This is a genomic window from Streptomyces sp. NPDC002730 (assembly GCF_042888805.1).
In the GTDB taxonomy this organism is placed as follows: Bacteria; Actinomycetota; Actinomycetes; order Streptomycetales; family Streptomycetaceae; genus Streptomyces.
In genome coordinates this window covers 153015-175951 of record NZ_JBIAQG010000015.1, presented here as the reverse complement: position 1 = coordinate 175951, position 22937 = coordinate 153015, and the positions used below count along the sequence as shown (strand labels likewise).

At 70.2% G+C, this 22937-nt stretch carries 19 protein-coding genes and 1 tRNA gene; 7 read left to right on the top strand and 13 right to left on the bottom strand.

What is annotated here, in order from left to right; all coding sequences use genetic code 11:
- Positions 1-11: 11 nt before the first annotated feature.
- The 5 genes from ACFYXH_RS33730 to ACFYXH_RS33710 all read right to left on the bottom strand — a co-directional run bounded on the left by ACFYXH_RS33730 (position 12) and on the right by ACFYXH_RS33710 (position 6928).
- Complete coding sequence (locus ACFYXH_RS33730; protein WP_389571190.1) at positions 12-1472, bottom strand: AlkA N-terminal domain-containing protein; 1461 nt, start codon at positions 1470-1472, stop codon at positions 12-14.
- A gap of 99 nt (positions 1473-1571) precedes the next feature.
- Positions 1572-2504, bottom strand: a complete 933-nt coding sequence (locus ACFYXH_RS33725; protein WP_389571188.1) for a lytic polysaccharide monooxygenase — start codon at positions 2502-2504, stop codon at positions 1572-1574.
- Between the two features lie 111 nt (positions 2505-2615).
- The gene (locus tag ACFYXH_RS33720) at positions 2616-3842 is read right to left on the bottom strand and encodes an NAD(P)/FAD-dependent oxidoreductase (protein WP_389571185.1); all 1227 of its coding nucleotides are present in this window, start codon (positions 3840-3842) and stop codon (positions 2616-2618) included.
- On the bottom strand, positions 3839-5245 hold the full coding sequence (locus ACFYXH_RS33715; RefSeq protein WP_389571182.1) for an FAD-dependent oxidoreductase: 1407 nt from the start codon (positions 5243-5245) through the stop codon (positions 3839-3841). The genes ACFYXH_RS33720 and ACFYXH_RS33715 overlap by 4 nt, the downstream gene beginning before the upstream one ends.
- A gap of 237 nt (positions 5246-5482) precedes the next feature.
- Complete coding sequence (locus ACFYXH_RS33710; RefSeq protein ID WP_389571179.1) at positions 5483-6928, bottom strand: FGGY family carbohydrate kinase; 1446 nt, start codon at positions 6926-6928, stop codon at positions 5483-5485.
- Between the two features lie 299 nt (positions 6929-7227).
- On the opposite strand from ACFYXH_RS33710, the gene ACFYXH_RS33705 reads away from it, so the two are divergent.
- Positions 7228-8223 (top strand): hypothetical protein, encoded by a 996-nt coding sequence (locus ACFYXH_RS33705; RefSeq protein ID WP_389571177.1) that lies wholly within the window; start codon positions 7228-7230, stop codon positions 8221-8223.
- Positions 8224-8397: 174 nt separating this feature from the next.
- A complete protein-coding gene (locus ACFYXH_RS33700; RefSeq protein ID WP_389571174.1) occupies positions 8398-9927 on the top strand; it encodes an amino acid permease in 1530 nt (509 codons plus the stop codon).
- Between the two features lie 69 nt (positions 9928-9996).
- Here ACFYXH_RS33700 and ACFYXH_RS33695 read toward each other — a convergent pair whose 3' ends face one another.
- Positions 9997-12099 (bottom strand): PQQ-dependent sugar dehydrogenase, encoded by a 2103-nt coding sequence (locus tag ACFYXH_RS33695; RefSeq protein WP_389571171.1) that lies wholly within the window; start codon positions 12097-12099, stop codon positions 9997-9999.
- Positions 12100-12284: 185 nt separating this feature from the next.
- On the opposite strand from ACFYXH_RS33695, the gene ACFYXH_RS33690 reads away from it, so the two are divergent.
- Positions 12285-13052 (top strand): SDR family NAD(P)-dependent oxidoreductase, encoded by a 768-nt coding sequence (locus tag ACFYXH_RS33690; RefSeq protein WP_389571168.1) that lies wholly within the window; start codon positions 12285-12287, stop codon positions 13050-13052.
- Positions 13053-13145: 93 nt separating this feature from the next.
- Here the strand turns inward: ACFYXH_RS33690 and ACFYXH_RS33685 are convergent, their stop codons facing one another.
- Positions 13146-13862 carry a TetR/AcrR family transcriptional regulator gene (locus tag ACFYXH_RS33685; RefSeq protein ID WP_389571471.1) on the bottom strand — a complete coding sequence of 239 codons (717 nt, stop codon included), beginning with the start codon at positions 13860-13862 and terminating at the stop codon, positions 13146-13148.
- Positions 13863-13975: 113 nt separating this feature from the next.
- On the opposite strand from ACFYXH_RS33685, the gene ACFYXH_RS33680 reads away from it, so the two are divergent.
- Positions 13976-14422: an SRPBCC family protein gene (locus tag ACFYXH_RS33680; protein ID WP_389571165.1), complete on the top strand. Its 447-nt coding sequence runs from the start codon at positions 13976-13978 to the stop codon at positions 14420-14422.
- Between the two features lie 19 nt (positions 14423-14441).
- Here ACFYXH_RS33680 and ACFYXH_RS33675 read toward each other — a convergent pair whose 3' ends face one another.
- Positions 14442-15620: an ROK family protein gene (locus ACFYXH_RS33675; protein ID WP_389571162.1), complete on the bottom strand. Its 1179-nt coding sequence runs from the start codon at positions 15618-15620 to the stop codon at positions 14442-14444.
- A 148-nt stretch (positions 15621-15768) separates the two neighbouring features.
- On the opposite strand from ACFYXH_RS33675, the gene ACFYXH_RS33670 reads away from it, so the two are divergent.
- The gene (locus ACFYXH_RS33670) at positions 15769-17223 is read left to right on the top strand and encodes an APC family permease (RefSeq protein WP_389571159.1); all 1455 of its coding nucleotides are present in this window, start codon (positions 15769-15771) and stop codon (positions 17221-17223) included.
- 105 nt (positions 17224-17328) lie between these two features.
- On the opposite strand, the gene ACFYXH_RS33665 is transcribed toward ACFYXH_RS33670, so the two are convergent.
- Both ACFYXH_RS33665 and ACFYXH_RS33660 read right to left on the bottom strand, forming a co-directional pair.
- Positions 17329-17405: transfer RNA gene (locus tag ACFYXH_RS33665), tRNA-Pro, on the bottom strand.
- A 155-nt stretch (positions 17406-17560) separates the two neighbouring features.
- Positions 17561-18076, bottom strand: a complete 516-nt coding sequence (locus tag ACFYXH_RS33660; RefSeq protein WP_389571156.1) for a winged helix-turn-helix transcriptional regulator — start codon at positions 18074-18076, stop codon at positions 17561-17563.
- 107 nt (positions 18077-18183) lie between these two features.
- On the opposite strand from ACFYXH_RS33660, the gene ACFYXH_RS33655 reads away from it, so the two are divergent.
- Together ACFYXH_RS33655 and ACFYXH_RS33650 are read left to right on the top strand one after the other, a co-directional pair.
- A complete protein-coding gene (locus ACFYXH_RS33655; RefSeq protein ID WP_389571153.1) occupies positions 18184-19608 on the top strand; it encodes an MFS transporter in 1425 nt (474 codons plus the stop codon).
- Between the two features lie 59 nt (positions 19609-19667).
- Positions 19668-20141, top strand: a complete 474-nt coding sequence (locus tag ACFYXH_RS33650; RefSeq protein WP_389571151.1) for a DUF309 domain-containing protein — start codon at positions 19668-19670, stop codon at positions 20139-20141.
- Here ACFYXH_RS33650 and ACFYXH_RS33645 read toward each other — a convergent pair.
- Genes ACFYXH_RS33645 through ACFYXH_RS33635 form a run of 3 tightly spaced genes read right to left on the bottom strand, consistent with a single transcriptional unit; the run spans position 20130 to position 22920 of the window.
- Positions 20130-20783 (bottom strand): lactate utilization protein C, encoded by a 654-nt coding sequence (locus ACFYXH_RS33645; protein ID WP_389571148.1) that lies wholly within the window; start codon positions 20781-20783, stop codon positions 20130-20132. The genes ACFYXH_RS33650 and ACFYXH_RS33645 overlap by 12 nt on opposite strands.
- Positions 20780-22198 carry a LutB/LldF family L-lactate oxidation iron-sulfur protein gene (locus tag ACFYXH_RS33640; protein ID WP_389571145.1) on the bottom strand — a complete coding sequence of 473 codons (1419 nt, stop codon included), beginning with the start codon at positions 22196-22198 and terminating at the stop codon, positions 20780-20782. Before ACFYXH_RS33640 ends, ACFYXH_RS33645 begins: the two co-directional genes overlap by 4 nt.
- Complete coding sequence (locus ACFYXH_RS33635; protein WP_389571142.1) at positions 22195-22920, bottom strand: (Fe-S)-binding protein; 726 nt, start codon at positions 22918-22920, stop codon at positions 22195-22197. Before ACFYXH_RS33635 ends, ACFYXH_RS33640 begins: the two co-directional genes overlap by 4 nt.
- Between the last annotated feature and the right edge of the window lie 17 nt (positions 22921-22937).

Here is a 22937-nt window from a genome sequence, read left to right as displayed (position 1 = left end):
CCGGGACAGCCTCACGTGTTCCAGAAGTGATGCATGGCGTACGAACTCCACGGCCGCCACCCCTCCGCATCCTGCGCCACTGCCCCGGCGCGCCGCATCCCCGCCTGGACCGCCGCGTCATCCCGCAGCAACACATCCGGGTCGCCGAGGGCCCGCATCCGGATGTAGCCCGCCGTCCAGGGGCCGATGCCTGGCAGGGCAAGCAACTGCCGCTCGGTCCCGGCCCGGTCGGCGCCCGGGTCGAGAACGAGCGAGACGTCCACCAGCGCGGCCGTCAGCCCACGAAGGGCGGCGCGCCGCGCGTCGGGCATGCCGAGCTCCTCCAATGAGGCCTCCGCCAGCCTCTCCGTCTGCGGGAACAGATGCGTCAGCCCGCCACTCGGCTCGGGCAGCGGCTCCCCGTACGCCGCGACCAGCGCGTCGCCGAGCTTCCGTCCCGCGGACACCGACTGCTGGCCGAGCGCCGCCCGTACCGCGAGTTCGTGCGGGTCGGCCGCGCCCGGGGCGCGCAGTCCTGGACGGGCGGTGACCAGCGGGGCCAGCGCCGGGTCCGTGCCGAGGCGTTCGGCGACGGCGCACGGGTCGGCGTCCAGGTCGAAGAGACGGCGCATCCGCTGAGTTGCCGTCGTCAGATCACGCAGGTCCGCGAGGTGCAGCCGGCACTCCAGCCAGCCGCCCGCGCCCGGCTGTTCGCCCACCTCGGCAATGCCTGGCCCGCCCGGCAGCCGCAGCGTGCGCCGGTAGATACGGGAGCCGCGTTCGCCGACGATCTCCTCAATGCCTGTGATCGCGCGGCTGCCCAGATAGTCGAAGACTTCCACGGAGGCGTACGGACCGCGGTAGGCCAGCCGCAGCGGCACTCCGGCCGCAGCGCCGTTCTCCTGGGCGACCGGGCCGAAGCGGGAGGTGCGGCCGGGCCGGGCGGAGCGAAGTTCGCTGGGGGTGGCCGCGTAGATCTCCCGCATGGTGTCGTTGAACTGCCGCACGCTCGCGAAGCCCGCCGCGAAGGCGATCTCCGCCGCCTGCATGGTGGTGGTCTGCAGCAGTACGCGCGCGGTGTGGCCGCGCTGGGCGCGCGCCAGAGCGATGGGGCCCGCGCCGAGTTCGGCGTTCAGCTGCCGCTGCACCTGCCGGGCGCTGTAGCCGAGCCGGTGGGCAAGGCCTGCCACGCCTTCCCGGTCCACGATGCCGTCGCCGATCAGGCGCATGGCGCGCCCGACGACGTCGGCGCGGGCGTTCCACTCGGCGGAGCCCGGCACGGCGTCGGGGCGGCAGCGGCGGCAGGCCCGGAAGCCCGCGCCCTGGGCCGCCGCGGCCGTCCGGTAGAACGACACGTTCCGGCGCTTGGGCGTGATCGCGGGACAGCTCGGACGGCAGTAGATCCCGGTGGTGGACACGGCGAAGAAGAACACCCCGTCGAACCGGGCGTCCCTGCTGCTCACCGCCTCGTACCTGCTGTCCTCGATCGTCATACGGCCAGTATGGGCACCGCGCCGGGCGCTTGGCTGGCGGAAATCGGACGTCGCGTTTCGACGTCGCATTCGGACGTCGGGTTCCGCCGTCGCCTTCGGCTATCGGCGGCGGAGGAACGCGGACACGCCCAGCGCGAGAAGCGCGAGCACGGCGGCCACCCCGCCGAGGAGGACGGCCGTGTTGCCGCCGTCGCTCTCCGCAGACGCCGCGGCCGGCTGCCCGGCGGCCTCGTCGGCAGGCACAGAACCCGGCGCGGTGACCGGCTGAGAGCTCGCCGGCGCTACGGCAGGCTCGGAGGCGGGCTGCGAGGTCGGCCCGGTGACCGGCTCGGAGGGCGGCTCGGCAGCGGGCTCGGAGCCCGGCTGATCCGCGACCGGCTCGCCGCCCCGCTCCGTACCGCCCGCCAGCACCACGTCGGAGCATGAGTAGTAGGTGTCCGGCGTGCTCGAGTTCCGCCATACCGTGTAGAGCACATGACGGCCCGTCAGTCCGGCCGGAAGCCGACCGGTGATCCGGTACGCGCCGTCCGTGAGCTTCGGATCGGTGGCCGAGGCGAAGGGCTCCGCCGACAGATCGGCCCATCGCAGCGGCGCGGTCGGATCGTAGCCCTTCTTGGTGAGATACAGGTCGAACGTTCCCTCGTGCGGGATCGTCGTCCGATAGGTGAGGGTGAACCGGGCACCGGCCTTCAGGGTCGTCGTCGGCCAGTCGGCGCGGGCGATGTTCAGGCCCCTGTACGCGTCGATGCCCGCGCTGCACAGCTGTCCGTCCGGGACGACCTCGCGGTCTCTGCCCCGTACGTCGGCCACACGCAGGTTGTCCCACTGGTCGAACGCCGATCCCCCGTTCGCGGCAACGGCGGCCCGGCAGGCGGCCGACCCGCCCTGGGCACCCTCGGGACCGCATGCGGCCACCCGGCTGACGGGATCGGTCGGCGCCCCGTGCGCCTGCGCAGTCCCGGCAGCCACGGCCGTGAGCAGGAGCGGCAGGACACCGGCGAGCGCAGCGGCGGCAGTTCGATGGGCAGTCATCCGCGGCATACCTCCTTGGTGGGCTCAACAGCCTGCCGTGTATTACGGCTTCGCCCGGCCGAGCGTTCACCGCCGGCCAACCAACGCCCACCAACACCCACCAACAACGACTCAGTACGCGGTGATCTCCACAGGGCCGCCGCCCTCATCCGTCCTTCCGATCCAGTCCGCGCGGAGGTGGAGTCCACGGCCGGGCAGCGCGGTACGCAGCAGACGCTGCCGGCGGAGCACCCGGCCGTCCTGGCTGACGACGAGGACGGGGCGGGCCAGCGACTCGCAGGTACGCAGAAGGAAGCGGTCCCGCAGCGGACGGGGGCCGTCCGGGGCGATGCGGTTCGGCGCCACCCACTGCAACGGTCCGGCGACCTGCAGCCGCAGCCCACCGTCCGGCCACGTTGCCCCGGCCAGATGCCGCAGCACCTGGTCCGCGACGTACCGGCCCTCCTCGGCCGCGGTGCCGGCCGGCTCGACTCCGTGCAGGAGGTTGCCGACGGCGAAGACGCCTGCCTCGGCGGTGCGGAACGCGGTGTCGACCGCCGGGCCCCGGGTGCCGGGGTCGAGCGGTATCCCTCCGCGTCTGGCCAGCTCGTGGTCGGGGATCCAGTCTCCGGTGAACACGACCGTGTCGCAGCCGACGGTGACTGTTCTGCCGTCCAGGTGCCGCAGTCCGACTCCCGTCAGCCTGCCGCGCCCGGTCAATTCGGTCACGGTGGCACCGGTGAGCAGCGGGACACGGCGGCTCAGCAGCGGGTGCGGCGGCCGGCGCGCCTGGTCGGTCACCATGGCGACGACCTCGACTCCGGCGGCCCACAGAGTGCGTACCGCGGAGAAGGCGATCGGCTCCGCCCCCACGACGATCGCCCGGCTGCCGACCCGCCGTCCGTGCAGGTGGACCTCCTGCTGCAGCTCTCCCGTGGTGAGCACACCCGCCGGCCGGGTGCCGGGCACCAGCCGGGCGCTGCGCGGCCGTTCGCGCGCGCCGGTGGCGAGGACGACGGCGCGCGCGGTGATCCGTTCCAGTCCCGCCGGGCTTGTGGTGTCCAGAGTGCGCGGGCCGGACCAGCCGGTGACGGTGACGCCGGTGCGCAGGTCCGCTCCGGCGCGTACGGCGTCGTCGACGAGGCGGCGGGCGTACTGCGGACCGCTCATCGGACGGCGCAGGTCGCGAGGTCCGAAGCCGCCGTGGCCGCAGTGCCGCGGGATGCCGCCGGCCTGTTGCTCGCGCTCGACGATCTCGACGGCGCCCGCGCCCGCCCCGGCGAGCCGAGCGGCTGCGGCGAGGCCGGCCGGTCCCGCGCCGACGACGAGGACGTCGACGGTACGCGCGGGCCGGCTCATTGGCGTGCCTCGAAGAGTTCGCGCACCGCGGCCCCGCAGTAGAAGCCCTGGCAGCGACCGCCGCGTGCGCGCGTACGGCGCCGGAGTCCGTCGAGCGAGCCCGGCGGGACCGTACTGGCCAGGGCGTCGTGGATCTCCCCGCGGGAGACACGTTCGCAGTGGCAGACGAGTGTGCCGTATTCGGGATCTGCGCCAATGAGAGCGGCACGCTGGTAGGGACGCGGGAACGCCTCCCCGAGGTTCGGCATGCGTACGGGCTCCAGTTCGCGCCCATCCCCCAGGTCAAGACCGGCGTCGGCGAGCAGGTCGGTGACGTGGGCGGCGATCGCCATCGAGGCGGTCAGTCCCGTGGAGCGGATGCCGCCGACGGCTATGTACCGCTGCCGCGCGTGGGCCCGGATCCGGTAGTCGTCGTGCTCGGTGGCGGCGCGCAGGCCCGCGTAGACGGCGGTGATCTCCTCATCGAGCAGCTCCGGCATGATCCGTCGGCCCTTCTCCCTCAGGAAGTCCAGCCCTTCGGCGGTCGATCCGGTGGCCTCCTTGTCGCCGAGGTCCTCGGCGGTCGGGCCGAGCATCACATTGCCGTACACGGTCGGTGCCACCAGTACGCCTTTGCCGAGCGCGGTCGGCACGGGCAGCAGGATGTGGCGGACCAGCTCGCGGGCGAGCTTGTCGAAGACGATGAGCTGGCCCCGGCGCGGAGTGACGATGAAGTCGGTGTGGCCGAGCTCGCGGTCCAGCTCGTCGGCGTACAGTCCGGCCGCGTTGACGAGGTAGCGGGTGCGTAACAGGCCGCGGTTGGTGCTGAGTTCATGGTGGCTGGCGCCGCTGGTCACGCTCTCCACCCGGCAGTTCAGATGCAGGTCGACGCCGCCTCGGACGGCTTGGGTGGCGTAGGCGAGTGTGGTGGTCCAGGGACAGATGATGCTCTCGCCCGGGACGTCGAGCGCACCGAGCGCACCCGGCCCGAGGTGCGGCTCGCGTGCGCGCACCTCGTCCGCGCCGATGAGCCGTGCGTCGTGGTAGCCGTTGCGCTCGGCCTTGGCGGCGAGCGCGGGGAGTGCGGCAAGCTGCTCCTGGTCCCAGGCGACGAGGAGCGCACCGAGCGGTTCGACCGGGATGCCGGTTTCCGCGGCGTAGGTGGCGAGCCGCCGCTGTCCGTCGCGTACGAGCCGGGACTCCAACGAGCCCGGGACGGCGTCGAATCCGGTGTGCAGGATCGCCGTGTTCGCCTTCGACGTGCCATTGCCGACGTCGTCGGAGGCGTCCACGAAGGCGGCACGCAGCCGGTGGCGGGCGAGTTCGCGGGCGATGGCCGAGCCGACCACGCCGGCGCCGACCACGATCACGTCGTGCATCGTGTCCGGCAGTTGCCCGGCGGTCGTGACGGTCGTGACGGTCATGGTGCTCCTAGGGCGGGTTTTAGAAGTCCCGCCTGCCCCGCGACCCCTGGCACGCACACTCGCGATGTTGTCGGAGTCGCCCAAGTACGTCCAGTACGAGGGCGATCCTCCGCCTTGCGATTGCACGCACCAGACGCCGCAGGGCCCGCCCTGCGGGCGGACGGCGCTACTTCTAAAACACGCCCTGGTCCTGATCGCGCGCACGGCCCCGGCCGGGCTTCATGGGGCGGTCGGGATTCATCGGGCAGTAGGCGTACGGTCCAGCAGCGCGGCCACCTCGGCGCGGAAGGCCGCGAGGCGCTCGGCCGCCTGTGCCGCGCTGATCCTCGGCTCATGGACGGCGGACGGTTTCCACGCGGGTATCGCCTGCTCGGCGGTCAGGCCCGGATCCAGGCCCAGCCGCGCCACCGCTCCGACCCCGAGTGCCGTCGCGTCGGGCAACGCCGATACCTCGACGGGCAGTTGAAGCAGATCGGCCTGTGTCTGCATCAGCAGGGCCGAGCGGGTCAGGCCGCCGTCGACGCGCAGACCCGTGAGCGGTGTCCCGAGGTCCGCGGCGACCGCGTCGGTGAGCTCGACGACCTGAGCGGCGATGCCTTCGCACAGCGCACGCACCAGCTGTCCGGGGCCGGTGTCCAGTCCGAGGCCGGTCAGCGAGCCGCGCAGATCGCCGCGCCACCAGGGGGCCGCGAGACCGGCGAGGGCCGGTACGAAGGTGACGCCACCGCTGTCCGGCACGGCCGAGCCGACGGGGTCCAGGTCGGCGGCGCCGGAGATCACTCCGAGGTCGGTGAGCCAGCGGACGGCGGAGGCGGCCGTATAGACCTGTCCGTCGAGGCAGTAGCTGGTGCGTCCGCCGAGCCGCCAGGCGACACAGCTGACAAGGCCGTTGCTCGTACGGCGCGGGCGGGACCCCGTCTGGGCGAGAAGGAACGCACCGGTGCCGTAGGTGCACTTGGCGGTGCCCGGTTCGGTGACGCTCTGGGCGAGCAGCGCGGCCTGCTGGTCGACCAGGAGTCCGGTGAGCGGGATCGCGGTGCCGAAGGCCGTGGTGATGCCGACGGGGCCGTCCGCGTCGACGATCTCCGGCATCCGCTCGCCGGTCAGGCCGTAGATGTCGAGCGCCTGCGGTGACCAGGCGACGCGGTCGAGGTCGAGGAGCTGGGTCCGTCCGGCGGTCGCCGCGTCCGTGACGAAGGCGCCGGTCAGCCGGTGGATCAGCCAGGCGTCGCTGGTGGTGACGACGCCTTCGCGGGTGAGCTCGCGGCGTATCCAGGCCATTTTGGGCGCGGCGAAGTACGGGTCGAGCGGGAGTCCGGTCAGCTGTGCCAGCTCGGCGGCGTGCGGGGCGAGTTCCGCACAGATCGGCTCGGCCCGCCGGTCCTGCCAGACGATCGCGTCGGTCAGCGGATCGCCCGTGGCCGGATCCCAGGCCAGGACGGTCTCGCCCTGGTTGGCGAGGCCGACAGCGGCGACCGGTTCTCCGGCACGGGCGAGCGCCTGGCGTCCGGCGTCGACGACCGAGGAGAGGAGCGCGGCGGGGTCGACTTCCACGCGTCCGCCGCTGCGGTAGCGGGGGTTCACCGGAGCGGAGCCGGTTGCGATCACACCGCGCTCGGGGCAGATGACCAGGGCCTTCGTACCGGAGGTGCCCTGGTCGACGGCAAGCACTGGGCCTGTCATCGGGCCACCCCGCTCTTCGGTAGAAGTCTTCGGTAGAAGGAATCCGGCAGAGGAAACGCAGAAAAACCTTGATCGCTTAGGCAAAGGGTGGAGCAGGTCACGGCCGCCGTCAAGAGCCCCCCGGCGGACCTGTGTCCCCACCACCGCAATCCCCAGGAGCCCCTGATGCATCATCAACTTCTTGCTGTTACACCATGGTTGAGTAAGATCACCGCAAAGTATCGCCTCCAAGCACCGCCTCGACCCCTCACCGTCTCCAGAGGACTTATGACCACCACAACGAGACCTGCAGCGGGCTGATGTCCCACGACGAGTTACGCCCGGTGTACCACCCAGCGGGTCACGACAGTGAACTGCGCACCGCCATGCAGGACTTACGCACCGGTCGGTGGGTGTCGATGCGGAACCTGCTGACCGAGACGTCCGACTGGGCACTGTGGACCCAGCGGACCCAGGTTCTCGCTGCGGTGGCCGCCGGTTCCGACGCGGTGCAGGCCTGGCGCAGGGAGGAACCCCGCTCGCTCGCCGCAACCGTGATGCACTGCCGGGTCGTGGTGGAGCGGGCGCTGCGGGCCCATCGCGAGGGGCACCGGCGCACCCAGGAGCTGTGGCACGAGGCCTGGGAGGCCTGCCGGGTCGCCGGTCACCAGGCTCCGGAGGATCCGGTGCCGTGGGTGTGTCTGCTGGCGCTGGCCCAGCTGGACGAGAAGCAGCAGATGGACGAGCATCGCACGGCACCGCCGGGTCCGATGCTGTTCCCCGGCCCGTGGGGTCTGCTGGCGGAGGCCGACAAGCGTGATCCGTTCAACCGCGAGGCGTACCACCGGATGCTGCAGTTCGTCTACGCGCGCAGGTCCGGCGGTCATCTGTCCGAGGCGGTCAACTTCGTGCAGTGGGCGGCGTCCTCCGCGCCTTCCGGGTCGCCATTGCACGCGCTCCCGCTCTATGTGCGCGTTGAGCGCTACCGCCGGGAACACGGCCAGGAGAAGGCGCTGGATCTCCACTGGGTGACGGAGGACGCGGCCCGGGACGCGCAGCGCGCCCTGCACAGCTGGTTCAACCAGGTGGCCCCGGCCGGACGTTCGCTGCTTGATCTCAACTATCTGTCCCACGCCCTGTGGGGCGCGCTCCAATTCCCCGACGCGGCACCGGTGTTCGAGGCGCTGGGCCCGTACTACACCACGCTGCCGTGGGCCTACCGCACAGACAGCCCCGGTGACGCGGGCCTGGCGGAGGAAGTGTTCCTCCGCGCCCGCGGCCGTTGTCTCGCGACCGCGCGGGGCGCGGGGCCCTGACCGCGCACCCAGCCCCGCGCCCGACCGCACGGCTGATCCACCGCTCTCCCCCGCACGCGTACGAGAGACACGTCCGCGCGCCCGCACCACGTCCTGCACCTGTCCCCCTCCCCCCCTGCTCCTACTCCCGTCCCTGTCCGCTCAGTGCATCACCCTTTCCCCGGAGGTTCTTCGATGTCCATATCCCCGCCGAAGTGGTCGAGTTCGGACCAGACTTCCCCGAAAGACGAGGAGGAGCGGCTGCGGGAACTCGGCTATCAGCCGGTTCTTGCCCGCCGCATGGGTGGCTTCGGTAATTTCGCCATCAGCTTCTCCGTCATCTCGATCCTGTCCGGCTGCATGACCCTGTACGGCTTCGGGCTGAACACCGGTGGCCCTGCGGTGATGCTCTGGGGCTGGGCGGGCGTCGGTCTGTTCGTCCTGTGCGTCGGCATGGCCCTCGCCGAGGTGACCAGCGCGTACCCCACGTCGGGTGCGCTGTACTACATGGCCGACCGGCTCGGCGGCCGTAAGTGGGGCTGGTACACCGGCTGGCTGAATCTCCTCGGCCTGCTGGGTGCGATCGCCGGTATCGACTACGGCTGCGCCCTGTTCACCGGGGCGTTTCTGAATCTGCAGTGGGGATTCCATCCCACACCCGGCTCCACCATGATCATTTTCATGTGCATTCTGCTGCTGCACGCCGTCCTGAACCTGTTCGGGGTGCGGCTGGTCAGCCTGCTGAACTCGGTCAGCGTGTGGTGGCACCTCGGCGGCGTCGCTCTGATCGTCGGCGCACTGGCCATCGTGCCCTCGGACCACCAGTCGCCCGAGTTCGTCTTCACCGAATTCGTCAACGGCACCGGCTGGGACAGTCCCATCTATGTGGCCGCGATCGGTCTGCTGCTGGCGCAGTACACCTTCTCCGGCTACGACGCCTCCGCGCATCTGTCGGAGGAGACCTCCAACGCTTCCGTCTCCGCCGCCCGCGGCATCGTGCGTTCCATCTGGGTCTCCTGGATCGCCGGTTTCGCCCTGCTGGCCGGTCTGACCTTCGCCATCCAGGACTACGAGGGCACCAAGGCGAGTGCCACCGGCGTACCGCCGGCCCAGATCCTGCTCGACGCGCTCGGCACCGGCGGCGCCACGGCCCTGCTGCTCGTCGTGATCGTGGCACAGCTGTTCTGCGGCAACGCCGAGGTGGCGGCGGCCAGCCGTATGGTGTTCGCGTTCAGCCGCGACAACGCGCTGCCCGGCTCGGCCCTGTGGCGGAAGGTCAGCAGCCGCACCCAGACCCCGGTCCCCGCGGTATGGCTGTCGGTCGTCTTCGCCTGTCTGCTGGCCCTGCCGTCCCTGTACTCCACGACCGCGTACGGCGCGGTGACCGCGATCAACGTCATCGGCATCACGCCGGCGTACGCGATCCCGATCTATCTGAAGCTGCGCGCCAAAGACCGCTTCGAACCCGGCCCGTGGAGCCTGGGCCGCTGGAGCAAGCCGGTCGGCTGGGTGGCCGTCGTGTGGGTGGCGTGTGTGACGGTGCTGTTCTGCCTGCCGCAGTCCAACCCGGTGACCGTCGACACGATGAACTACGCCTCGATCGCGCTGGTCGCTGTGCTGGTGCTGGCCACCGTGTGGTGGTTCGTGGCACGCCGCTCGTACGGCACGCCGTCCGCGTACGGATCCGCCCGTGAGCAGGCGGAGATCGCGGAGAACATCGTCTGACGCGTCAGCACCACATTCCACTGCGACGCAGTCAGGGCCCGTCCCAGGAGGGGCCCTGACTGCGTGGTGTCACTTCCCGGCAGGCCTGCCGGTGACCTTGAGGTCGCGCAGGCTGCCCACGTTGTCGAACGAGCCGAAGCCCACCCTGCCCGAGCCGAATGTCTTGTCCACGGCGGTCATCAGCGGGTTCTTCGAGCCGTCGACGTATACCGCGATCTCTCCGCTGTCCGCGCAGTGCACGATGCGGACGTCGTGCCATCGCGCGTCGGCGACGGCCGGCGGAGCTCCGGCGGATCCGTTCCACTGGTGATCGAGCCGCAGCCGGTCCGCCTCATTGACCACGAAGATGCCGTTGTGCGGGTAGATCGTGTTGTCGGACGACAGATGCGCGTAATAGAACTTCGTGTCGGACTGGTAGCCGAACACGATGATCACGTCCCGGTTGCTGATCTCGACCGGGGTGTCCAGCCGGACCTCCGCGTCGATCCGGGTGGAGCCGAACCGCGGCCCCGCGGTGAGGACCGCGTACTCGAACGGCCTGCGCGGTCCCGGGCGGGCGACGCCCGCCTCGGCGAGAGTGACCTGGCGGCGCGGGAACTGCCATTTGGCGGGGGTGACGGGTGCCCAGTTCTTCGCGCCCGTCACATGCGTGAGCGTGGTGCCGTGAGTCCTGCAGTCGGCGAACCGGCGGGTCCCGGTGACCTTCCAGATCTTGCCGTTCGCCTTGGACAGCAGATACAGCTCGCCGCGCGCGTCCCGGCCGAAGCGGAGGTCGACCCGGCTGTCACCGGCGAGTTCCGGCAGGGTGACACGCTTGCCCGTACGGTCGAAGAGCATCAACTGGTAGGTGTCGGCGAGCTGCTTGCCGCCCCTGCGCATCTCGCTCGCCTCGGAGTACAGCAGCCGGCCGTCGACGAGGTCGCCGTAGAGGTATTTGCCCCACAGCGCCGGCGCGTCGTGGCCGCGGTAGACGAAGCCGCCGACGATCGCGCGCCCCAGGTCCGACCTGCAGTTCCAGGTGGCGGGCGGATCGTGGTCGTACGCGGCGACGGGGTAGGTGTAGCCGTTCTTCGCGTCGTCCTCCGGCAGCGGGAGCAGCCGGTCGCAGGGGTTGGTCGCCGCCTTGTCGTAGACGAAGGTGCCTTCGCGTTCGCTCCAGCCGAGGTTGTCTCCGGCCTGCACCTCGTAGACGCCTTCGACGGCGTGCTCGCCGATGTGCCCGAGGTACATCCGGTGACGGCCGACCGGGTCCCAGCTGAAGCGGTGCGGGTCGCGCATTCCGTACGCGTAGATCTCGCCCAGTGCCCCCCGCTTGCCGACGAACGGATTCGAGGCCGGAACCCCGTATTTTCCGTTCGCGCTGTTACTGCCGCGCGGGTCGATACGGAGGATCTTGCCGTGCGGCAGCGCCAGATTCTGCGGCTCGGTGTTGTTGACGCCCTGGGCTCCGTCGCCCGCGGCGACGTAGAGCAGCCCGTAGTCCCGGTCGCCGGGCCTCGTGGTCGGGTTGAAGTCGATCTGCTGGATGCCGTGGCCGCCGCCGGAGAATCCGATACGGAGCAGCTCGCGACGGCTGCCGCTGAAGGTGGCCGCGGCAGGGTCGTCGGCCGTCCACTCGGTAACGATGCCGTGGTAGTTGGTGGTCGCCTGCTGGACGAAGTCCGGCCGGGCGGAGGTGGCGGAGGCCTTCTCGGTGTGGACCGTGTAGAACCTGCCGTTCTTGCGGAAGTCGGGGTCGAAGGTGACGAACCCGAAGCCCTGACCCATGCCGCTGCTGGCGAAGAAGGCGGGGCCGATGGCGGCGGCGACATCCAGATATACGTGCGGCTGTCCGTGCTCGACGAGATAGAGCCGGCCGTTGAGGTCGGGGACCGCCATCCGCCCCGAGCGGTCGGGCAGTTCGCTCAGGAAGTTGATCCGGGCATGGCGCTTGAGACGGGGGTCGGTGACCGGTCCGGGAACGGGTTCGGTCTTGGGGAAGGAGGCGTACTCCTCGACCACCAGGCCCAGACCGGACTGGATCGGCTTCGTCGGTATCGGGTCATGGACAGGCCCACCGGCTTCGTCTGCCGCACGCGCCGCGCCGGGCGACGCCGTCAGTACGGACAGCAGCAGGGCGAGAGCGAGCACGGCGATGAGGAACGGGGATCTTTTGCTGCGAGGTGCGAGCACCGCTGGTCTCCTTCGACGGGAGGGAGCGAAAGCCCAACCATGTAATCGACGTCTCGGTGCTTGAACAACCTTCATGCACAGACCAGTTGAGAAAGCTGCCTGTCTTGCGGGATCCCGCGAGATTCCTTGACACCACGTGAGGTGATCCGTAACTTCCTGTGCACGAATAAGACCATCGATCACATATGAGAACAGGTGGAGCTGTGAGTCCAAGGCGGATCGTGGTGTCGGGCGGCGGTACGGGCATCGGGCTCGCCGTGGCTGAGTCATTCGCCGCGGCCGGCGACGATGTGACCCTTCTCGGCCGCCGCGAAGAGGTGCTGCGCGCGGCGGCCGAGAAGCTCAACGCCACTCACGGGGACTCCACGGCGACCTGGTTCCCGGCGGATCTGTCCGAGCCCGAACAGGTCCGCCGCGCTGCGCAGTTCATCACCGACGGCAGTGACGCGGTCGATGTACTGGTGACCAACGCGGGAGGCAATGTCGCGGCCTCGCACGACGGCAGCCTGGAAGGCATCGCCGACAACTACCGCCGCAACTTCGCCGCCAACGTCCTGACATCGGTCCTGCTGACAGAGGCGCTACTCCCCCACATGCGGCGGCCGGGCGGCCGGATCGTCCATTTGTCGTCGATCGCGGCCCTGCGCGGCCCGGGTTCGTACGGCGGCTCGAAGGCCGCGGTCAACACATACACCTTCGATCTGGCCCAGAAGCTCGGCACGGAGGGCATCACGGTCAACGCCGTGGCGCCCGGGTTCGTCGCCGACACGGAGTTCTTCGGCGACCGCGCCACTCCGGAGTTCATCGCCTCGCGGGTGAAGCAGTCCCTGACGGGCAAGCCGGGGCTCCCCGCCGAGATCGCGGCGATGGTCCGCTATGTCGCCTCGCCCGAGGCCGCGTATGTCACGGGCCAGATCCTGCACATCAACGGCGGCGCCGCGCTGGGCCGTTAGACGGGCGCACGTCCCGGCCGGACCGGCGCGCCGCCCGCCGCCTGGCGTCTGGCGTCTGGCGTCTGGCGTCTGGCGTCTGGCGTCTGGCGCCCGTCAGTCCAGCCGGAACGCGTCCGCGAGTGCGTCGATCTGGGCGTCGAGCAGAGTCCCCGGATCGTGCCCCATACCGGTGAACTGACCGGCCACTTCGAGGCTGACGGCGCCATGCATCTGGGACCAGGCGAGCACCGCCCCCGCCAGCGCCCGGCCCACACCGCTTCCTGACGCCGGCAGTTCTGTGTACTGCTCCGCCCAGGACGCCACGGCGGGCTCCCGCTCCGCCCAGGCGGTCATCTGCTCGACGAGCCGGACCGCCGGCCCCGACGGCTCCCCCGCGACGAAGACGCTCAGAAACGGGCCGAGCGCCGCCCGCGCCCGCGCCACCGTGTCGGCCGGTGCGCTGTAGCCGGGCAGGGGCGGGCCGGCGATCAACAGATAGCGGTGCGGCTGCTCGACGCCCCAGGCCCGGAACGCGTCGGCCAGCGCGTGCAGCCGTGCGCGCTGCGACGCCACGGCACAGGCCTCCGCGGCGACTCCGATGGCCTCGGCAAGGTCGTCGTACGCATCGCGGATCAGCGCACTGAGCAGGTCGTCACGGTTGGCGAAGTAGCGGTAGAGCGCGGGCCCCGACATGCCCATTTCCTTGGCGATACGGGTCAGCGCGATGGCCGCCAGGCCGCCTTCGGCCAGCTGTCGCAGCGCGGCTTCCTTGATCTCCGCGCGCGTCTGCTCCCTGTACCGGGCCCGTGGGCCCTGTGTCGTCGGCGTCACAGCCACGTCCCTCCATAGATGATGCAAACCATCCTAGCTTCTGTTACGGTCCATAACTAACACAATGATGCATCACCGCTCGGGTTCCCGGCCATCGCTTTCTGGAGGCTCTGATGACCTTTCCTCACACCATCGACGCGGACGCACCGGTCGTGGTCCGGCGCCGCATCACCGTCGACGCGCCCGCCGCGCTGGTCTGGCGCATCCACACGGACATCGACGCCTGGCCCGGCTGGAATCCCGGCATCGAGACGGCGCACCTCAACGGCCCGCTCGCGCCCGGTGCCACCTTCCGGTGGCTGACCGGCGACCTGGACATCGAATCGACCGTCTATGAGCTCGTTCCCGGTGAGCGGGTCATCTGGGGCGGCCCGGCCCACGGCATCACCGGAATCCACCTCTGGACCTTCACGGAGGAGGACGGCCACACCGTCGTCTCGACGGAGGAGTCCTGGAGCGGAGACCCCGTCCTCGCGCAACCCAAGGAGATGCACAGGCTCCTGGACGAGTCACTCGAAGCCTGGCTCCGGCATCTGAAGACAGCTGCGGAGCGGGCGTAAACACCCGCTTCCTTGCGCCTCACCCGGGCGCACGCCGTTCGAACACCACGTCCCGTGCCGTGTCCAACGCCGTCGCGACCGCACCCAGCAGGATCGCGTCCTCACCGAGGGCGCTCGGGGCGACCTTGGGGCGCAGCGGCGTAAGGGACTTGAGGGTGTCTCGGACAGTGCGCAGCAGCAGGTCGGCGCTATGGCCGACGCCGCCGCCGAGTACGACCAGGTCGGGGTCGAGGACGGCGGCCACGGCGGCGACGGTGTGGGCCAGGCGTTCGCCCTCCTGGCGGACCGCTGTGGTCGCGGCGGGATCGTCGCGGCGTGCGGCGTCGAAGACGTCCTTGGCGGTGAGCGGTCCGGTCATGCCGAGCGCACGGGCGGCCGCGACGACGGCCTCGCCCGAGACTGCGTCCTCCAGGACATCCGGCTTGTGCCGTCCGGGCCAGGGCAGGAAGCCGATCTCGCCGGCGGCGCCGTGCGCGCCGGTGAACAGCCGGCCCTCGTGGACCACGCCCATGCCCAGGCCGGTGCCGATCATCACGTAGACGAAGAGTCTGCTGCCGGCACCCGCGCCGAACGCGTACTCGCCCAGGGCGGCGAGGTTGGCGTCGTTGTGGACGGCCAGCGGCAGGCCGAGTTGCTCACGCATACGGTCGAAGAGCCCCGCGCGGCCCCAGCCCGGCAGGTTGACCGCATAGCGCACGCGGTGGTTCTGACTGTCGTACACACCCGGGGTCGCGACCACAGCCTGGATCACCCGGTCGCGGTCGACGCCGCTGTCGGCGACGACCCGGTGGGCGGTGCTGACGACGAGGTCGGCCATGGTGGCCGAGGTACGGGCGCGGTTGCGCACATCGGCGCGGGCAACAACCGAACCGTCCAGATCGGCGAGGGCCACCCGCAGCCAGTCGCGGCCGATATCGATGCCCAGGGCGTATCCGGCGGTCGGGTCGGGGGCGTAGAGGACGGCGACGCGGCCGCGTTCGGGGGTGTGGGTCCCCACCTCCCGTACCAGGCCTGCCTTTTCCAGCGCGGCGAGAGCGCTGGAGACGGTGGGTTTCGACAGGCCGGTGTCGCGCGCGAGCTGAGCCCGGGACGCGGACCCGACCGCTCTCAGCCGGTCGAGCAGCAGCCTCTCGTTGGCGCTGCGCAGCCGCTGCCGGTTCCAGCGCTGCTCGGCGCTCTCCTCGCTGCTGGTGGTCATGCCGTCATTCTCACGCATCCCCTGACGACCTCTTGACGATCCAAGTAAAGGTACTTAACTTAATCACACCCGGCGCCGTCGTGCATCCCTGTACTGGCGAAACGGCTACAACTCCCCGCCCTGCCACCTGAGATCAGGGAGGCTCCCCATGTCCGGAACCCCGCCGCCCACCGAAGGCTTTGTGCGCCGCATCGGCCCGTTCCAGGCCACCGCCATCAATATGAGCCAGATGTGCGGTATCGGACCATTCGTCACCATCCCGCTGATGGTCGCCGCCTTCGGCGGGCCGCAGGCCGTCATCGGCTTCGTCGCCGGCGCGCTGCTCGCCCTCGCCGACGGCCTGATCTGGGCCGAACTCGGCTCGTCCATGCCCGGCTCCGGCGGCAGTTACGTATATCTGCGCCAGGCCTTCCAGTACCGGACGGGCAAGCTCATGGCGTTCCTGTTCGTGTGGACGGCCATGCTCTTCATCCCGCTGATCATGTCCACCGGCGTGGTGGGCTTCGTCCAGTACCTCGGCTATCTCGCACCCGGCCTGGACCGGACCGCCGGCGACCTGATCGGCCTCGGTGTCATCGCCCTGGTGATCCTGCTGTTGTGGCGCGGGATCGAGCACATCGCCAAGATCACCACCGTGATGTGGACCGTCATGATCGCCTCGGTCACCCTGGTCATCGTGGCTTCGGCCACCAACTTCAGCTCCGACCTGGCCTTCACCTACCCGGCGCACGCCTTCGAACTCACCAGCAACCACTTCTGGATCGGCTTCGCCGCGGGCCTGACGATCGGTATCTACGACTACCTCGGCTACAACACCACCGCGTACATGGGCGCCGAGGTCAAGGACCCCGGCCGCACACTGCCGCGTTCCATCATCTTCTCGATCCTCGGCATCATGACGATCTATCTGCTGCTGCAGATCGGCACTCTCGGCGTCATCGACTGGCACCGGATGACCGACCCCGGCGACATCGCCTCCACCTCCGTCGCCTCCGCCGTCCTGGAGGAGACCTGGGGCAAGGGCGCCGCCGATACGGTCACCGTCCTCATCCTCATCACCGCCTTCGCCTCCGTCTTCGCCGGGCTCCTCGGCGGATCGCGAGTGCCCTACGACGCCGCACGCGACCGGGTCTTCTTCCGCCCGTACGCCAAGCTCCACCCCAAGCACCGCTTCCCGATGCTGGGTCTGGCCACCATGGGCGTCATCACGGCCATCGGCTTCCTCATCGGCCGCCACACCGACCTCGCCACACTCATCCAGCTGCTGACCACCGTCATGGTGATCGTCCAGGCCCTGGCCCAGGTCGTCGCGCTGACCGTACTGCGCAAACGACAGCCGGCCCTGCGCCGCCCGTACAGGATGTGGCTCTACCCGCTGCCGAGCATCGTCGCCCTCGCCGGCTGGCTGGTCATCTACGGATACGCCGACAAGAACTCCCCCGGCCGTCACCCCGTCGAATGGTCACTGGCCTGGCTCGCCCTGGGCTGCGCCGCCTTCCTGGTGTGGGCGCGATACGAGAAGGTGTGGCCCTTCGGGCCCAAGGAGATCTCGGAGGACTACCTCACGCCGCAGGACACCGGGGCCGAAACCATCACGGCCTGAGCCGCCCATCCACAGACCGTGGCCCGTTGCCCCCACATGGTCCGCGGGAAAACCGACGAGGCCGTATCGGATACTTCCGATACGGCCTCCGACCTGCGTGAACGCTGGTCGGGACGACAGGATTTGAACCTGCGACCCCTTGACCCCCAGTCAAGTGCGCTACCAAGCTGCGCCACGTCCCGGTGCGCGCTTCTTCCGGATTTCCGGCCGAGCGCGCAAGAGAACATTACCCCACTTCGCGGGGCCGTTGGACGTCCGGCCTGCGGTCATATGCCCCGCGGCGACCCCCGACGGCGAGAGCATCACACCATGCCTCAAGTGATCGGGGTTCGGCGGGTCACTCCGCGGCCGACGGCTCGACCGGCCCGCGCACGTTCCAGCCGGGGGCACGCACATCCAGCCGCAAATCCTCAGGGACGACCTCTTCTCCGCAGTGGCGGCAGCTGTGGACCATCTCCAGCTCCTCGCCGCAGGAGTGACGGAAGACCGCCGGCGGCTCGTCGACGAGCCACCTGTCACCCCATGCGCGCAGCGTGGTCAGCACGACCAGCAGGTCCCGGCCCGCCTCGGTGAGGTGGTATTCGAAGCGCGGAGGATGCTCGCTGTACGGCCGCCGGAAGAGGACGCCGACGGACTCCAGGTGGCGCAGCCGCACAGTGAGGACATCGCGGGGAGCGCCGGTGTTACGGGCGATCGCGGCGAACCGGTGATTGCCGAGACTGATCTCCCTGACGGCCAGCAGCGCCCACTTCTCACCGACGACCTGCAGTGACGCCGCGATCGAACACGGCCTGCCGCGCGAGTCCAGGGCCGGGGCGGGAAGCGTGCCGTCCTCCTTGGTGCGTGCCTTCATGCTCACTAGGTTGCCACATCCAACTCACTACCTCTAGCATCGCGTCCCGAGCAGTCAGTTTGATATCCAAACTATGCCGCGAGTCGGCCGGAAATGAGTGACGAATCATGGTCCAGCAGGCCTCACCCGTCGAGGACACGGCGGCGAGTTCGCGTTTCCGTCTCGTCTTCGCCGTCGTCGCCGCCGGCGTGGCGATGTCCAACCTCGACCTCTTCGTCGTGAACGTGGCGCTCCCCCACATCAGCGGCCACTTCCACGAAGCTTCGCTGTCCTCCGTGTCCTGGGTGCTCAACGCGTACGCCGTGGTCTTCGCCGCGTTGCTCGTCCCCGCCGGCAGCTTCGCGGACCGCAACGGACCGCGCCGCGCGTATCTGCTCGGTGTCTCCGTCTTCACCGTGGCCTCGGTGCTGTGCGCGCTCGCGCCGAGCGTCTGGCTGCTCGTGGCCGCTCGGGTCGCGCAGTCGGCAGGTGCGGCGCTGCTCATCCCGGCCTCGCTCGGCATCCTTCTGGCCGCCGCCCCGCCGGAGCAGCGCGGCTCCGCCGTACGCAACTGGGCGGCGCTGGGCGGGCTGGCCGCCGCGCTCGGCCCGGTGGTCGGCGGCGCGCTCGCCCAGGCCGATTGGCGCTGGATCTTCCTGATCAACGTTCCGGTCGGTATCGCCACCGTCATCGTCGGCCGGAGCGCGATCGCGCCCACCGCACGCCGTACGGAGAGCGGCCGCAGCGATCTGCTCGGCGCGGCACTTCTGACCGCCGGAATCGGCGCGGTCGCACTCGGGCTGGTCAAGGCCCCGGACTGGGGCTGGACTTCGGGTTCGCCGGCGATCGCGCTGCTGGCGGGGGTCGTGCTGCTCGCGCTGTTCGTCCGGCGCTCGGCGAAGCATCCGGTGCCGGTCCTGCCGCTGCAGCTGCTGCGGACGCCTGCCATGGGCCCTGCCCTGCTCGCGAATCTGCTGTTCGCGGCGGCCTTCGGCGCAATGCTGCTCTCGGCGGCGCTCTGGTGCCAGAACGTATGGCACTGGTCCGCGCTGCAGACCGGTCTGGCGATCAGCCCTGGCCCCGTCATGGTGCCGCTTCTGTCAAAGTACGCGGGCCTGCTGGTGCAGCGCTTCGGCGCGGCCGTCGTGGCCGCAACCGGCAGCGGGCTGTTCGCGATCGGCCTTCTCTGGTGGATCGCGGCCCTGAGCGTCAAGGAGCACGACTATGTGCTGGGACTGCTGCCCGGCATGGTGCTGACCGGCGTCGGCGTGTGCTTCACACTGCCCACGCTGGTGGGCGCGGCGGTCACCAGGGTTCCTCCGGCGAACTTCGCCACCGGCTCGGGCGTGGTGACCATGGCGCGCCAGACCGGCAGTGTGGTGGGTGTCGCGGGGCTCGTCGCCGTGCTCGGCAAGCCGCACGGTGCGGCGGCGGTGGACGCCTTCCGTCACGGCTGGATCTTCACTCTGGTGGCGACGGTGGCCGCGGCGGCCGCGTGCTGCCTGCTCCTGCCGCACACACGGCCTGCGGCGCAGGCTGACGGTGACGGCTGACGGCTGGCAGGGGGCGGCTGACGGCGAGCGCCTGTCGGACCACAGTGGACAATTGAGGTGTGGACAAGGCACGGAGGGACCGCGACATCGAGGGGCGCGCACGCAACGCACGTCCGCGCGACGGGCTGGGACGCCCGCTCCCGTACGGAACACCGGGGGTGGAACGGCAGCCCGAGGGTGTGGTGCGTACGCCCGGTGAGACGCTGACCGAGGCACAGCGGCTGCTCGACGCGGGCATGCCCTTCCATGCGCACGAGGTCTTCGAGGACGCCTGGAAGTCCGGTCCCGAGGCCGAGCGTGAGCTGTGGCGGGGGCTCGCGCAGCTGGCGGTGGGGCTCACGCACGCCGCCCGCGGCAATACGGCGGGCGGCGCGCGGCTGCTGCTCAGAGGCGCGGACCGGATCGCCGGCTTTCGCGACCCGTACGGCATCGATGTGACCGGGCTGACCGTCTGGGCGCGTGAACTCGCGGCCCGCGTCCAAGGACCGGTGAACGCGGGCGCCGAGGCGCCCCGGCTGACCTCAGCCCTGTAGCAGGACGACCTCGAGGGTGCGCGGGCCGTGGACACCCTCGACCCGGTCGAGTTCGATGTCGCTGGTCGCGGAGGGTCCTGAGATCCAGGTCAGCGGGCGGGTCGGGTCGAGGCGGGGCATCGCCTGCGGTACGGACGCCACGACCTGGTCCGGGACACGTACGACACAGATGTGGTGGTCGGGGATGAGCGTGATGCGCCGACGGCCCTGTCCGGGACCTGCGTCCAGCACGATCGTGCCGGTCTCGGCGATGGCGAGCGCGCATCCTGTGACGACACTGTCGACAGCGTCGAGTTCCTGCGCGGTGGAGACCGAACGGTCGTGGATCCGGGTCGCGTCGGCGGCGGAGAGCCACTCGGGCGGCAGTCCGGGCGGTACGAGCACAGTCGCGGAGCCGCGTTCCGCGAGCAGCCGCATGAGCAGCAACGGCAGTTCGTCCGCGGTCGTGCGGTGGACGACGGCCCGGTAGTCCGCGAGGTTCTCGTGGAGGAGGTCGAGGACCGCGGCAGGGTCGTCGGGTGTGTGGGTGGTGAGGTAGTCGCGGGTCGGCTCGGGGGCCTCGGGCGCGGCGGCGACAGCGCTGCGTACTCGGGCGAGGATGCGGTCACGGGAGCTCGTACGGGAGTGGGGTCCGGCGCTCATGTGCGGTTCTTCTTCCACCAGTCACGGAAGGATTCGGCGGGCAGCTCGGGCAGTTCACGGCTGGCGGTCCAGGCCCCTGCGCCCGGCAGTTTCTTCGGGTGCAGCTTTCGGGTCCTGGACGCGGCGCGTTCCCCGGCGGCGAGCGCGGCGGGATGGTCGAGGACCCAGCCTGCGGCCTTGATCGCGGCCTTCTCCAGGCGGTGGCCCTTGCCTCCCTGGTCCGCGACCCTCTCGCGGAGGTGGACGAGGACTTCGGGGATGTCGATGGCGACCGGGCACACCTCGTAGCAGGCCCCGCAGAGGGAGGACGCGTACGGCAGAGAAGCGTCGATCTCGCTCTGGATGCCACGCAGTTGGGGACTGAGGATGGCGCCGATCGGGCCGGGGTAGACCGAGCCGTACGCATGCCCGCCGGCCCGCTCGTACACCGGGCAGACATTGAGGCAGGCGGAGCAGCGGATGCAGCGCAGCGCCTGGCGGCCGACCTCGTCGGCGAGGGCGTTGGTGCGGCCGTTGTCGAGGAGGACCAGATGGAAGCTCTGCGGTCCGTCGGCGTCAGCGGTGCCGGTCCACATGGAGGTGTACGGGTTCATGCGCTCGGCGGTCGATGAGCGCGGCAGCGTCTGCAGGAAGACCTCCAGATCACGCCAGCTCGGCACCACCTTCTCGATACCGACCACTGAGATCAGCGTCTCGGGGAGGGTCAGGCACATCCGGCCGTTGCCCTCGGACTCGAAGACCACGAGCGTGCCGGTCTCGGCGACCATGAAGTTGGCACCGGAGATACCGACCTTCGCCCGCAGGAACTTCTCGCGGAGGTGGAGGCGTGCCGCCTCGGCGAGCTCGGTGGGGTTGTCGGAGAGGCCGTCGGGAGCGGGCCGTCCCCAACTCCCCATCCGCTCCTGGAAGATGTCGCGGATCTCGCCACGGTTGCGGTGGATGGCCGGCACCAGGATGTGCGAGGGCCGGTCGTCGCCGAGCTGCACGATGAGTTCGGCGAGGTCGGTCTCGTAGGCCGAGATACCTTCGGCCTCCAGGGCTTCGTTGAGGCCGATCTCCTGTGTGGCCATCGACTTGACCTTGACGACCTCGCGCTCGCCGGTCGCCTTCACCAGACCGGCGACGATCCGGTTGGCCTCCGCCGCGTCGGCCGCCCAGTGCACGGTGCCGCCGGCCTCGGTGACCGCCGTCTCCAACTGCTCCAGATAGCGGTCGAGATAACGGAGTGTGTGGTTCTTGACCTGCTTGCCGGCCTCGCGCAGCTCCGCCCAGTCGGCGAGCTCCGCCACCGCCAGGGCCCGCTTGTCGCGGATGGTGTGGGTGGCGTGCCGCAGATTCGCGCGCAGCGTCACATTGTGCACGGCTTCCTTGGCCGCCTCGGGGAAGGACGGCATCCCGAGATACGTGCCGCTCATACGTAGGGCTCCTCTTCGGTGCTGGCGAGGATGTCCGCGATGTGCAGGGCGCGCAGCGGCACGCCATTCCCGGGCACAGCCTCGCGGCGCAGGATGCCGCCGATGTGCATCAGACAGGAGTTGTCGGCTCCGCACAGCACATCGGCTCCGGTGGAGACGGCATTGCGGACCTTGTCCCGGCCCATGGCGGCGGAGACCTCGGCGTTCTTGACGGCGAAGGTGCCGCCGAAGCCGCAGCACTCCTCGGCGCCGGGCAGTTCGCGCAGCTCCAGGCCCTTCACCGCGTCGAGGAGCTTCCGCGGCCGTTCACCGAGATGGAGCATCCGAAGACCGTGGCAGGAGGGGTGGTAGGTGACGGTGTGCGGGAAGTAGGCGCCGACATCGGTGACGCCGAGGACATCGACGAGGAACTCGGTGAGTTCGTACGTACGAGAGGGCAGCGAGGTCTCACCGAACTTCGGGTAGTGGTCACGCACCATCGCCGCGCACGATCCTGACGGCGTCACGACGTACTCGTACCCCTCGAAGGCCCGCGTCGTCCGCCTTATCAGGGGCTCGGTCTCGCGCCGGTAGCCGCTGTTGAACTGCGGCTGTCCACAGCAGGTCTGCGCGGCCGGAAAGTCCACCTCCACCCCCAGCCGCTCCAGGAGTCTCACCGTCGCGATGCCCGTGGCCGGATAGAACGCGTCATTGACGCAGGTGACGAAGAGTGCGACACGCATGGTCGGAGGATATGCCG